The organism is Flagellimonas lutaonensis (assembly GCF_000963865.1).
In the GTDB taxonomy this organism is placed as follows: domain Bacteria; phylum Bacteroidota; class Bacteroidia; order Flavobacteriales; family Flavobacteriaceae; genus Flagellimonas_A; species Flagellimonas_A lutaonensis.
Genome location: NZ_CP011071.1, coordinates 3,198,648 through 3,212,122, shown reverse-complemented (window position 1 = coordinate 3,212,122; position 13,475 = coordinate 3,198,648). Strand labels below are relative to the sequence as shown.

Annotated in this window: 10 protein-coding genes; 6 read left to right on the top strand and 4 right to left on the bottom strand. The window is 44.3% G+C overall.

The window, feature by feature from the left end; genetic code table 11:
* The first annotated feature begins 487 nt into the window (after window positions 1-487).
* Window positions 488-1,297: an SDR family oxidoreductase gene (locus VC82_RS14820; RefSeq protein ID WP_045803053.1), complete on the top strand. Its 810-nt coding sequence runs from the start codon at window positions 488-490 to the stop codon at window positions 1,295-1,297.
* Between the two features lie 66 nt (window positions 1,298-1,363).
* Window positions 1,364-2,020 carry a fructose-6-phosphate aldolase gene (gene fsa / locus VC82_RS14815; RefSeq protein WP_045803052.1) on the top strand — a complete coding sequence of 219 codons (657 nt, stop codon included), beginning with the start codon at window positions 1,364-1,366 and terminating at the stop codon, window positions 2,018-2,020.
* 58 nt (window positions 2,021-2,078) lie between these two features.
* Here fsa and VC82_RS14810 read toward each other — a convergent pair whose 3' ends face one another.
* On the bottom strand, window positions 2,079-3,461 hold the full coding sequence (locus tag VC82_RS14810) for a TlpA family protein disulfide reductase (RefSeq protein ID WP_045803051.1): 1,383 nt from the start codon (window positions 3,459-3,461) through the stop codon (window positions 2,079-2,081).
* Between the two features lie 168 nt (window positions 3,462-3,629).
* On the opposite strand from VC82_RS14810, the gene VC82_RS14805 reads away from it, so the two are divergent.
* Window positions 3,630-5,258 carry an ABC-F family ATP-binding cassette domain-containing protein gene (locus VC82_RS14805; RefSeq protein WP_045803050.1) on the top strand — a complete coding sequence of 543 codons (1,629 nt, stop codon included), beginning with the start codon at window positions 3,630-3,632 and terminating at the stop codon, window positions 5,256-5,258.
* Here the strand turns inward: VC82_RS14805 and VC82_RS14800 are convergent, their stop codons facing one another.
* Window positions 5,259-5,978, bottom strand: a complete 720-nt coding sequence (locus tag VC82_RS14800) for a hypothetical protein (RefSeq protein ID WP_045803049.1) — start codon at window positions 5,976-5,978, stop codon at window positions 5,259-5,261.
* A gap of 239 nt (window positions 5,979-6,217) precedes the next feature.
* Here VC82_RS14800 and VC82_RS14795 point away from each other — a divergent pair, with 239 nt between their 5' ends.
* Window positions 6,218-6,784 (top strand): fasciclin domain-containing protein, encoded by a 567-nt coding sequence (locus tag VC82_RS14795; protein ID WP_052699072.1) that lies wholly within the window; start codon window positions 6,218-6,220, stop codon window positions 6,782-6,784.
* On the opposite strand, the gene pheT is transcribed toward VC82_RS14795, so the two are convergent.
* Window positions 6,781-9,198 (bottom strand): phenylalanine--tRNA ligase subunit beta, encoded by a 2,418-nt coding sequence (gene pheT, locus VC82_RS14790; RefSeq protein ID WP_045803048.1) that lies wholly within the window; start codon window positions 9,196-9,198, stop codon window positions 6,781-6,783. The genes VC82_RS14795 and pheT overlap by 4 nt on opposite strands.
* Before the next feature lie 124 nt (window positions 9,199-9,322).
* On the opposite strand from pheT, the gene VC82_RS14785 reads away from it, so the two are divergent.
* Entirely contained in the window at window positions 9,323-10,555 is a 1,233-nt protein-coding gene (locus tag VC82_RS14785; protein ID WP_045803047.1) for a peroxiredoxin family protein, read from the top strand.
* Window positions 10,556-10,571: 16 nt separating this feature from the next.
* Here the strand turns inward: VC82_RS14785 and VC82_RS14780 are convergent, their stop codons facing one another.
* Window positions 10,572-11,744 carry a 2-isopropylmalate synthase gene (locus VC82_RS14780; RefSeq protein ID WP_084598282.1) on the bottom strand — a complete coding sequence of 391 codons (1,173 nt, stop codon included), beginning with the start codon at window positions 11,742-11,744 and terminating at the stop codon, window positions 10,572-10,574.
* 146 nt (window positions 11,745-11,890) lie between these two features.
* Here VC82_RS14780 and VC82_RS14775 point away from each other — a divergent pair, with 146 nt between their 5' ends.
* Complete coding sequence (locus VC82_RS14775; RefSeq protein ID WP_045803046.1) at window positions 11,891-13,435, top strand: hypothetical protein; 1,545 nt, start codon at window positions 11,891-11,893, stop codon at window positions 13,433-13,435.
* The last annotated feature ends 40 nt before the right edge of the window (window positions 13,436-13,475 follow it).

Below are 13,475 nucleotides of genomic sequence, written 5' to 3'. Positions count from 1 at the left end.
GGTGATGTCTGATAACAAAATTAAATTTGAAGGATGCCACAGGTAAAGCAGTCCCATTGGCACCAAAAGATTTCTCAGGGTAGGATTTGAAAAAAATCAAGGATGAACATGGGGTTCTTGGTATAGTTTTTTATTCCAATATTGTTTTCAATGAACAGAAGAACAAGGCTCTTATTTGCTTCGGTACTACATGGACATGGGTTGGATTCACAATGGGGCGTGTATTTTTTTGAGAAAGTTGAAGGAAAGTGGAAAATAAATACCTCCCGAATGCTTTCAGTAAGTTAATACCAATTTTGCACAATCTAACTAAAAAATATTTGGTATTCAGAACTTCAAAAATCATATCTACGGTCATGACCAATGGAGCAGTCCTACTGATCAAATTGTGGCGTTCAATGTTGTTTTATACCCTGAAACCAGAGCCATTGTACCTTAAATAGTTATCAATTTATGCTTTTCTTTGTACTGAAAGCTTCTGAATTCTATGGAAAAAAAGGTTGTTTTGATTACCGGTGGTTCATCAGGAATCGGTAAAGCCATAGGCCGTTTTTTAACGGCCAAAGGCTTTGTGGTGTACGGCACTACCCGAAACATTTCCAAACACCCCGATTTTAGTGATTTTGAGTTGATTGAATTGAACGTGACCGATACGGCCAGCATCAAGAATGCCACAGAACAAGTGATTGGCAAAGAGGGTCGATTGGATATTTTGGTCAACAATGCCGGGGTGGGCATTACGGGGGCCATCGAGGAAACCCCTGATGATGAAATAGCGAAGGCATTCAACACCAATTTCAACGGACCGATCCGTGTAATGAAGCAGGTAATGCCCCACATGCGCGCGCAGGGGGGAGGGGTAATCATCAACATAACCTCGATTGCCGGATATATGGGGCTGCCCTTCAGGGGAATCTATTCGGCAACCAAAGGGGCCCTTACCTTGGTGTCGGAGGCGATGCGAATGGAGGCCAAGGATTTCAACATAAAAATAGTTTGTCTGGCACCAGGTGATTTTGCCACCAACATTGCGGCAGGGCGCTACCATGCCCCAGTGGTTGAAGGTTCGCCGTACGAGGAGACCTATTCGCGAATATTGGAAGACATAGACAAAGATGTTGATTCGGGCGAGGATCCCATAGAGGTGGCCAAGGCCGTATACAATATTGTTGAGCGCAGTAACCCGCGCCCCCAGGTTTTGGTGGGAAAGCGTATGCAAAAACTGTCGGTGGCCCTTAAAAGATTATTGCCGCAGAAATGGTTTGAGAAACTGATGTGCAATCATTACAGGTTGTAGCTTTATAAATTGTAGTTTTGCAATTGATAAACAGCAAGAAATCAACAAATCTTAATAAGAAAACAGATGAAATTTTTTATTGATACCGCCAATCTAGACCAAATAAGGGAAGCACAGCAATTGGGCGTGCTCGATGGTGTAACCACCAACCCGTCGCTGATGGCAAAAGAGGGCATCACCGGTAAAAACAATATTATGAAACACTATGTTGACATCTGCAACATAGTCGATGGCGACGTATCTGCCGAGGTGGTGGCCACCGATTTTGAGGGTATTGTGAAAGAAGGGGAAGAATTGGCCGAGCTTCACGAGCAGATAGTGGTAAAGGTGCCCATGATCAAAGACGGGGTAAAGGCATTAAAATATTTCTCTGACAAAGGCATTCGAACGAATTGTACGTTGGTCTTCTCGGCAGGTCAGGCCATTTTGGCCGCCAAAGCAGGGGCCACCTACGTATCGCCCTTTATTGGTCGTCTTGATGATATTTCTACCGACGGTTTGAACCTGATATCGGAAATCAGGCACATCTATGACAATTATGGTTTTGAGACCCAAATTTTGGCAGCTTCCATACGCCATACCATGCATGTAATCGATTGTGCAAAAATTGGCGCCGATGTTATGACCGGACCGCTTTCGGCCATTTTGGGACTGCTAAAACACCCATTGACCGACATCGGTCTTGAAAAATTCTTGGAAGACTATAGAAAAGGAAATTCGTAGCGGATTTACCTATCAAGATTTGAAACCCGTGTTGTTTTTGACATCACGGGTTTTCTTTTTAGAATGAATAGAAAACGTTGGCGAAGGCATCCACGATGACCGTATCATGTGTTATGACACATTTATTGAGGTTGTCTAGAATCAACCCTTTTTGAATCGCCTCAAAATCATCGCTCCTATATTGGTTCAGGGTATCGAGCTTATGCTCACTCATCAATTGTAACCACTGGTCATGGGAAGTCTTTATGTTGATGCCCACAAACCTATATTCAGGATGCTGTTGTTTCAATTTGGCAATTTGCCTGTTGACATTTCTCAAATGCCCCTTTTGGGTGCCGGTCCAAAAATAGAAAGCCGTTTTTTGGCCTTTTGAAATGTCTTTTAGGGCTATTTGCTCTCCTGTTGTATTGGCAACAGTGACGTTTGGTACACTGCTAAAGGGCTGCAATCGCTGAATGCCTTGGTAGAGATCGTTTATTTCGGCAATATGTTCGTCGTTGGTCGAAAGCTTGGTAAATTTTTGGATAAACTTGTCACAGTCTTCATTTGACTTGTGTTCTTTCAGAAGATAATCCATCGCCACATTACGAAAAAGGTTATTGCGCAGTTCCTCTTCGGTAATCAGGCTATCGACCAGATAAAGCTTGTGTTTGTTGTAATGCAGGTGGTCTTTTGATTTAAGCTTTTCCATACCACAGTTTTTCGAGCAAGCCATATAGGTAAGGTTGCCCAAGTAGTTCTTCACATAGTGGTAATAGGGCTTGAAATAGGCAAGTTCCTTATCGTTGAGGTTCACGGCGTTGCGATACCCATAAAAGTCTTTGTCCAATTCATGCACCTCAATTTCCCTTGCCTTTTTTCTGTGGTAGAACGGATACTCTTCTCGATAAATGAAGTTGTTATAATCGATGGCCGCCCTTGCCATTTGGCTCGCTTTTTCACTGATAAGGGACTCTTCTTGCACTTGTTGAAGCAAATCCAATTTTGTTTGCCGAAGCGAGTCCATCTTATTCTTGAAGGCTTCCGGCTCCAGTTCGTAAAAAGAATAGATCAAGCGCTCATCATCTTCATGGGCAAGAAAGAGTTCCACAAGAAAATTGTTGATTTCGCTTCCGTTTCCCGAGAACACCAACGATTCATCGAACTCAACCGTATTCAAACGGATACGGATGCTGTCTCCCTCTTCAAAATAGATATATTGCCATTCGGGCGAATGCTCGAAATGGTGCATGCCCTCTTGAATTTTGTCCAATGTAAAGGAAAACCGGTTGTTCTCGTCAAGCTTTGCAGAATCTAAAACGTTTTCATTTCTAAAGAGAACAACATAATCGCTGGTAGGATTCACGATTTCCCCGGCGAAATAAACTGTGGTACTCCCAGGGCCCTTTTCAGAGCAAGAAAACACCGCCAATAAAGAGATGCCGAGTAATACTCTTATCATATAATTAGTCATACTTTCAACAAACAAAGCTAACAATCCAAAGAAATGATGGCTGTTAATGGTTGGTTAAATGTTGTAAAACACTGTTTTTTAGTTGTTTTGATGTGACGATTTAAATTATGGCTAAGCCATAAATTTGGCTATTTTTGCAAAAATTTTTTCTAGGCGATGTTATCGGTATCAAATTTATCAGTACAGTTTGGCAAAAGGGTGTTGTTCGATGAAGTGAACGTAACCTTTACGCAGGGCAATTGTTATGGCATTATTGGGGCCAATGGAGCTGGCAAGTCTACATTTCTAAAGATATTGGCCAAGCAGATCGAGCCCACTTCGGGCCATGTTCACTTAGAACCCGGCAAACGGATGTCCATACTGGAACAGGACCATAATGCCTACGACGGGTATCAGGTGCTTGAAACCGTGGTAATGGGCAACAAGCCTCTTTATTCATTGAAAAAGCAGATTGATGCCCTGTACGCTGATTACACAGACGAGAATGCCGAAAAGATTGGTGAGTTGCAAGTGCAGTTCGAGGAAATGGATGGCTGGAATGCCGATAGCGCCGCTGCGGCCCTATTATCAAATTTGGGTATACCCGAGACCATGCATTACAGCACCATGGCCGATATTGACCCCAAGCTGAAGGTTCGGGTATTGCTGGCACAGGCCCTTTTCGGAAATCCCGATGTGCTGATCATGGATGAGCCGACGAACGACCTTGATTACGACACCATCAATTGGTTAGAGAACTTTTTGGCCAATTATGACAATACCGTTATAGTGGTTTCACACGACCGGCACTTTTTGGATGCCGTTTGTACACACATTGCCGATATTGACTTTGGAAAGATCAACCTGTACTCGGGCAATTACACCTTTTGGTACGAAAGCAGTCAATTGGCGGCCAGGCAACGGGCCCAGCAGAACCGTAAGGCCGAAGAAAAAGCCAAAGAATTACAAGAGTTCATACAGCGCTTTAGTGCCAATGTGGCAAAGAGCAAGCAGGCCACTTCAAGAAAAAAGATGCTTGAAAAGCTTAAAGTGGAAGATATAAAGCCGTCGAGCCGCAGGTACCCAGCGATTATTTTTGAAAGGGAGCGTGAAGCGGGCGATCAAATCTTGAACGTCGAAAAATTGTCGGCCAGCTCTGAAGACGGGGAATTACTGTTTGAGAATGTCGACATCAATTTGGCCAAGGGCGATAAAGTGGCCATCATTTCAAAAGATTCGCGTGCAACCACGGCTTTCTACGAAATATTGAACGGAAACATGAAACCGGATGCCGGTACGTTCCGGTGGGGTGTCACCACTACCCAATCATACCTTCCGGCAGACAATTCCGAATTTTTCAAGCAAGACATCAATCTGGTCGACTGGTTGCGCCAATGGGCAAAGACCGAAGAAGAACGGGAAGAGGTCTACATTCGTGGCTTCTTGGGCAAAATGCTCTTTAGTGGTGAAGAGGCCCTAAAAAAATGTACGGTTCTTTCGGGTGGTGAAAAGGTTCGGTGCATGTTGAGCCGAATGATGATGCTCAGGGCAAATGTGCTGATGCTCGATGAGCCTACCAACCATTTAGACCTTGAGAGCATTACCGCCTTCAACAACTCGTTGAAAAAGTTCAAGGGCACGGTGTTGCTTACCACGCACGACCACGAGTTTGTACAGACCGTGGCCAACAGAATAATCGAGCTTACGCCGAAAGGGGCGATTGACCGTTATTTGACGTTCGACGAGTATATGTCAGACAAATCCATCCGCGAACAGCGCGAAAAAATGTATGCGGTTACCGCCTAATCAGGCGTTGAAATATTTGCTGTTCCAGATGGCGGGATTGAAATTCTTTCCCAGTGCAAAGCCATAGAAAATCACGACAGAGGCGATGCACTTGAACATAAAAAAGAAGATGATCCAGAACTCAGATGACGCTGCCGTTTTTGAGAACAGTCCGCTGGGTATCATCAAGGTTGTGACATAGCTCACCAAAAGCACCAGTAAAATTAGGTTGCCAATGCTCTTAAACGGCCATACCAACAATTTTCGTAGTGGATGTAGGTCATTCCCCCACTTGTGTATCAAATAGAAATAGCCGTTGCCCAAGGGCGCAAACAATAGGGGGTCGTCTTTGTCCTGCAATTTGAAAAGACGTGAGGGCGCCATTATTTTGAACCCCTTTATTTCTATTCCGTGGTCTTTTTCCAACTGCTTGATCTTTGAGACGGCGCTCTGCGGAATAACGCCCTTGAAGTATTTGGCATCCAAAAAACGGAGGCGGTAATCGATACAGATGTTTTTTATCTGCTCGATATGATAAATATTTTCTGTTTGCAACAAATCGAAATCAAACTTGTTGGCCTTTTGCTCTGAAGCAGTGGATATATTCTTTTCAATTCGTTGGTCTTTCAGGTCTTCTTCGTGCAATAGTTGATAGACCTCGTCAAGCAGGGAATTCTGATTGACTTGTTTCAAAGAAAGCTGCCTAAGCCTTTCTTCGATATTCGTTCTTTTCAAAAGCATATTGTTTCTTTTTCATAGCGGTTATCAAAAATAATAAAATGATGTCTCGGATGGAAGGGGAGAAAGACCCAACAAAATGTTAACATTTTGTTAATTTCTATAAAAGGTAAGGGCCGCAAAGTATAAAATTGAGCGAAAATGTTATCTTGACGAAGTTTTGTGTATTTCATCGATACAATAGATGGAATGCTCTCAAAATCAACATAGTATTTTAAGAACATTATAGCCCCTCGTCCCCCATGAGAAGCCCACATCTTACGGTCTTTTTGACTGTATTTTGCCTACTTACCTTATGTGTTACTGCCCAAAAGCCGGTGCTTTCGGCCATACCTGCACACGTTTATCCGACCTCTGAAAAAACATTGCTTGAGAGCGCCTCGTCCTCGAAAGAGCATAGAATTTTGACAGCGGCCTTGAAGGCAGCAGACCTCGACTGCGTGCTCGATGGGCAAGGGCCCTTCACGATTTTTGCTCCGTCTGATAAGGCCTTTTCAAAATTGTCGGAAGAAAAAATTGACGAATTGCTTCGGCCCGAGAATAAAAAGGCCTTGAAAGCATTATTGACCTACCATATTGTTGCCGGTGAGATATCCGCTTCCAAAATTTTGTTGGCACTCTGCCGCGGGGAGGGAAGAGCTACCTTTACCACTGTACAGGGCAAAAAGCTATTTGCCACCATTAAAGGGTCCGATATTGTTTTGATCGATGCCTTTGGCAACCGTGCCACCATTACCAAAGCCGATTCTAAACAGCAAAACGGCATCATTCACGTAATAGACAATGTCGTGGTGCCCACAAAAATCTAACGTATCTCGGCCCCCAGTTCCTTTTTGAACACCTCTTGCAGATTTCCCATGATTTTGTCGATATGTTTATCGGTCAGGGTCTTTTTCTCATCCAAAAGGGTGAAGCTAACGGCATACGATTTTTTGCCAGCTGGAATATTTTTTCCTTTGTACACATCAAAAAGCGCTACTTCCTTAAGCAACTTTTTTTCTGTCTTAAGGGCCAACTGATAAATTTTATCAAATGCAATACCTTCGTCCAGCAACAAGGCCATATCCCTTTTCACGGCAGGAAATTTGGGGATGCCCTTAAACGTGATCTGCTTTTTCGGCAGTTTTTGTAAGATAGTGTCCCAATCAAAATCGGCAAACAACACCTCTTGCTTTAAATCAAAGTGCTCCAGTATTGCGTCTTTGAGCGTGCCAAAGGTTACCAATGCAACATTGTCGGCTTTAAAGGTAAGGCCCTCAGAAAGGTTTTCTGTGGTAGGGGGCACTGCCTGCAACTGCTGAAATCCCAATCGTTCGAGAATGGCCTCCACGATTCCCTTCAAGAAAAAGAAATCGCTTTTAGCCTCTGTTTGTGTCCACGTACTTCCATACCGGTTGCCTGTCAAATAAAGGGCCAAATGTTGTTGTTCTGTTTGGCCTTTCGCAGTTTTGTGATAGGTTTTTCCGAATTCGAAAAATCGTAGATTGTGTTGTTGGCGGTTGCTGTTGTATTCGATGGCCTGTAGGCCCGAATAGATCATGGTGGGCCGTAATACCGACAGGTCGGCACTCAGGGGATTGAGCATTTCAACCGGCTGGCCGGCTTGTATGTAATCCACGGTCCCAGCAGCCACGAGGCTATTGGTCATGATCTCATAGAACCCCATATTGGTCAAAACATCACCGATGATCTTCTGCAAACGGTGGTTGTCATATTTTGAACTTTTGATGATCGAAGAGGTGAGTTTTTCTTTTATACCGATGTTGTTATATCCATAAACCCTTAAAATTTCCTCGATTACATCAACTTCACGCTCGACATCGGTTCGGTAAGACGGTATGGTAAGGCCAAGACCTGATTCAGTAACATTGTTGACCTTTATTTCCAATGAGGCCAAAATTGATTTAATGGTGTCTCTGGGAATTTCTTCACCAATGAGGTTGTCGATTTTCTCGAATCTTAAAAATACCTGGTTGTCCTCGGTCTTCTTGGGATAAAGGTCAATAAGGTCTGAACTGATTTCGCCCCCGGCAATTTCTTTAATGAGCAATGCGGCCCTTTTAAGTGCATATTCGGTAAGATTTATATCGATGCCCCTTTCAAACCGAAAGGATGCATCGGTACTCAGACCATGTCGTTTGGCCGTTTTTCGAATCGACACAGGATCAAAATAGGCACTTTCCAAGAAAATGGCCGTGGTGTCATTGGTAACGCCAGAATGTATGCCCCCAAAGACCCCCGCGATGCACATCGGCTTTTCTGCATCACAGATCATCAGGTCTTCTGGGTGCAATTCGCGTTCTACTTCATCCAATGTTACAAACTTGGTGCCTGAGGGCAGGGTTTTCACCTCTATCTTATTGCCCTTTATCTTCGCTGCATCAAAAGCGTGCAAGGGCTGCCCCAATTCGTGCAGCACGTAATTGGTGATATCGACGACATTGTTCTTGGGTGTAATCCCAATGGACTTTAGCCTATTTTTTAGCCAGTTGGGCGATTCTTGCACCAAAATATTACTGATGGTAACCCCACAATAACGGGGCGCCAATTGGCTGTCAACCACCTCGACATCGATTTTGAGAGATCTATTGTCAACAGCGAAATTGCTGGTTGACGGGGTAATGAGCTCCTTTTTTATCTCTAAGCGTTCCAGTCCGGCCCTTAGGTCGCGGGCCACACCATAATGGCTCATGGCATCTGACCGGTTGGGGGTGAGGCCTATCTCGAATATCTTGTCATGTTCGACCTCGAAAACTTTGCTACATGGGGTACCTGGTTTTAAGTCGTCGCTCAACACCATGATGCCGTCGTGCTTATCGCCAAGGCCCAATTCGTCTTCGGCACAGATCATACCATGGCTTTCCTCTCCACGAATTTTACCCTTTTTGATCTGCCAAGGCTCGCCTTCGGCAGAGAAAAGGGTAGTGCCAACAGTTGCTACGGGCACTTTCTGCCCGGTGGCCACGTTGGGAGCCCCGCAAACTATCTGAACAGGCTCTTTCTGGCCGATATCAACCTTGGTCAATTTCAAACGATCGGCGTTGGGGTGTTTTTTGCATTCCAACACTTGGCCCACGACCACTCCCTTCAAACCCCCTGCAATGGATTCAAAATCGGTGATTCCCTCAACTTCAAGTCCTAGGTTGGTCAGCAATTCTGCCGTTCTGTCTGCATCCCAGTCCAGTTTCAAGAACTGTTTCAGCCAGTTGTACGAAATCTTCATTTGGTCGATTTAAAGTCTGCAAAGATATAACATTGCCCCTACACATTCAATGTTCTTGGCCCTGTTCGAGGCATAGTTTTAAAAAGGGGCCTTCGTTTGTATATTAATTGATAAATTGTAGCCTATGAAAAAGACGATATTTTTTCTTGCGGCAATCGCAACGGTACTGTACTCATGTGCGGGTGAAGATGAGAAGGGGCTCAAAACCGGTTCGTGGTGGGGAAAATTGCAGGTCTCTGACAGCGAGCAGCTTCCGTTTACCTTTGAAGTGATAAAAGGGGATGACAACGGATACCTGTTTGAAATCAGAAATGCCGATGAGCGCATCATGGTTGATGAAATAGTCCTCAAGGGAGATTCCGTCCATATACAAATGCCCGTATTTGAAGGATACGTAGCGGGCACTTTTACAGAAGACCGTATTGAAGGAAGCTTCATCAAAGAAAGCCTGGACCGAATAGTACCTTTTGCGGCCACGCATGGCGACAGGCCACGTTTTGAAGTACGTAAGGCACCAATCACAAATATTTCTGGCGTATGGGAAGCCATTTTTGACTATGATACCGATACCCCCTACGACGCAAAGGGCATTTTTGTACAGAACGAAGAAAAAGTTACGGGAACCTTTCGCACCACGACCGGTGACTATCGATACCTAGAGGGAGTGGTAGATGGTGATAGCCTATACCTTTCGACCTTTGATGGGGCCCATGCCTTTCTGTTCGCGGCCAAGGTAAGTGACAGTACCCTGAACGGACTGTTCTACTCGGGCAACCATTCGGTAGAAAAGTTCAAAGCCATACGCAACGAGGCTTACGAACTGCCCCATGCCGACAGCTTGACCTATTTGAAAGAGGGCTACGATCGTTTCGATTTTTCGTTCCCCGACACCAATGGAAATATGGTCAGCCTAAGTGATGAGCAGTTCAAGAACAAGGTAGTGTTGGTTCAGATAATGGGAACGTGGTGCCCAAATTGTTTGGATGAAACCCGATTCTATGTGGATTATCTTAAAAACAACCCTCATGAAGACTTAAAAGTAATTGCCCTTGCCTTTGAATATGCCAAGACTGAAGAAAAGGCCATAAAGGCCATTGAGCGCTTAAAAGAAAGGGTAGGGGTAACGTATCCGGTATTATTGGCCCAGTACGGTACCTCAAGTAAGACCAAGGCGAACGAAAAATTGCCCATGCTCAACCACGTGCTGTCTTACCCCACCACCATTTACATTGATAAAGAGGGCAAGGTACAGAAGATTCACACAGGGTTCAACGGGCCGGCCACGGGCGAAAAGTACGAAGAGTTCAAAAGAGGGTTCAAAGAAACAGTAAATCGACTGCTTTCACAAAGCGAGTAACAAGAGGGCTACCGAATCAAGCAAGGCTTTTTATATCGATCTTACTGGTTTCCAAAATTTCGTGAATGTCTTCATCGACAATTTCCTTTTTGCGGTCGGCGAAACGCAAGAAGTTCTCATAGACCGCATCAAGTTGTAGCTTGGTGAGTTCGTAGCCCACCTTTTTGGCACGATATGCCAAGGCGGCCCTACCGCTTCTGGCGGTTAGTACAATGGATGATTCGCTTACGCCCACATCTTTTGGGTCGATGATTTCGTAGGTTTCCCTTTTTTTTATGACCCCATCTTGGTGGATACCCGAACTGTGGGCAAAGGCATTTGTGCCCACAATGGCCTTGTTCGGCTGAACGGGCATGCCCATTTTTTCAGAGACCATTCTACTGGTATCGTACAACAAGCGCGTATTGATGTTCGTGTCTAAATTCAAGTAAGGATGTTGCTTTAAGATCATCACCACTTCTTCCAACGAGGTGTTACCGGCCCTTTCACCGATGCCGTTGATGGTGCATTCAATTTGTCGCGCACCATTTATGACCCCTGAGATGGAGTTGGCGGTGGCCAGCCCTAGATCGTTGTGGCAATGGCACGAAAGTATGGCCTTGTCAATACCTTTGACGTTTTCTTTCAAATACTTCATTTTAGCACCATATTCCTCGGGCAGACAATACCCTGTTGTATCGGGAATATTGAGCACAGTGGCCCCCGCCTTGATGACGGCTTCACAGACCCTTGCAAGGTAATCGTTGTCGGTACGGCCGGCATCCTCCGCATAGAATTCAACATCTTCCACAAATGACTTGGCATACTTGACCGCGGCAACTGCCCGCTCCAGAATATCCTCACGGTTCGAGTTGAACTTGAATTTTATGTGTGAATCAGAGGTGCCGATACCCGTGTGTATGCGGGGTTTCTTGGCCACCTTGATAGCTTCGGCGGCCACTTCTATATCTTTCTTTACAGAGCGCGTAAGGCCACAAACCGTTGCATTTTTGACCAGTTTGGCAATTTCGTGCACCGATTGAAAATCACCGGGACTTGAAATGGGGAACCCCGCCTCGATGACATCGACCCCAAGTTCATCAAGTCTTTCAGCAATGACAAGTTTTTGTTTGGTGTCCAATTTGCATCCTGGAACCTGCTCACCGTCCCTAAGGGTGGTGTCAAAAATTTGTACCTTATCTTTACTCATGATTTTCGAAGATTTTCTATGGAATGTACGAAGATAGCCCTGCTTTTTTCCGAAGAAACCGAAAAGCAATGTCCATTACAATGTTAAACTGTTTTGAGCTTATTACAACTTACTGTAAAACAGCAATTTAACCAATATTTTTTACGATGACAAATACCCAAAAAGATACACTTTTTGTTTTGGTGAAATCGCTCTCAAAATCTGAAAAAAGGCAGTTTAAACTGTATGTGGGGCGACTGGGGGTCAATACCGATGCAAAATTTTTGGCTCTTTTTAACCTGTTGGACAAAATGAAGGAGTACGACGAGACGGTCATTTTGAAAAGCGGCATTGTAAAAAAATCACAGTTGTCAAACCTTAAGGCGCACCTGTACAAGCAGATACTGGTCAGTTTACGGTTGAACCCGGTAAATCAAAATATTCGAATACAGATACGGGAGCAGCTTGACTTTGCCACCATTCTCTACCAAAAAGGGCTGTACAAACAGAGTTTGAAAATATTGGACAAGGCCAAGCAAGTCGCTATTTCACATGAGGAGAAAAATGTGGCCTATGAGATTGTTGAATTGGAGAAAATTATTGAGACCCAGTATATTACGAGAAGTATTCCCGATAGGGCCGACGAGTTGGCCCGACAGGCCGAAGAACTCGCCGAACAGAATGTGGTTACCAGCAAACTATCGAACCTTTCGTTGCAACTGTATGGCATGATGCTCAAGGTGGGATATGCGAGAAACGACGATGACCTAAGGCGTGTTCAAACGTATTTTGAAGGCCATCTGCCAAAAGTAGCCATCGATGAGTTGGGTTTTCGCGAAAAACTTTGGCTCTACAAGGCCCATTTATGGTACAGCTTGCTCTCACAAGATTTTTTATCGTCCTATAAATATTCCAGCAAATGGGTAGACCTGTTTTATGAAAACAAGGAAATGATCTACCTGAACCCGGTCTTCTATTTGAAGGGAAACCATTATCTGCTCGAATCGCTCTTCTTCGTAAAATATGCCTCTCAGTTTAGGGAAACCCTTGATAAACTGGAGGCCATGGTCAACAGTGAGGCATTTCCAAAGAACGATAACATTGCTTCCTTAGCGTTTCTTTATATTAATTCGAACAAGTTGAACCTCCATTTTTTAGAGGGCACTTTTGAAAAAGGGCTCTACCTGGTCAACATCATCGAATATGGCATCAAAAAACACCGCGATCGAATCGATCAACACCATGTTATGCTGTTGTATTACAAGATTGCCTGTTTGTACTTTGGCAACGGTGACAATAAGAATTGTATTGCTTACCTAAAGCGGATCATCACCAATAAAAAATTGAAAATGCGCGAAGACCTCATGTGCTTTGCACGCATTCTGAGCTTGGTGGCCCATTATGAGGCAGGCATGGATTACCATCTTGAAGTACAGCTTAAGAGCACCTATAAATTTCTATTGAAAATGAACGACTTACACGCGGTTCAGAAAGAAATTATAAAATTCATGCGAAGGCTTGGCGATATCTACCCCAACGAGTTGCAAAACGAGTTTCAGAAGCTGTACAACGAGCTAAAGAAATATGAGAACCACCCGTACGAAAAGCGATCCTTTTTGTACTTGGATATTCTATCATGGCTAGAAAGCCATTTACAGAACAGGCCAGTGGCCGAAATTATCCGCGAAAAGGCATTGGCCGTAACCCGTTAGCAATCCATGGCCAAAACTACCTGCAAAAAGGTATTTGACG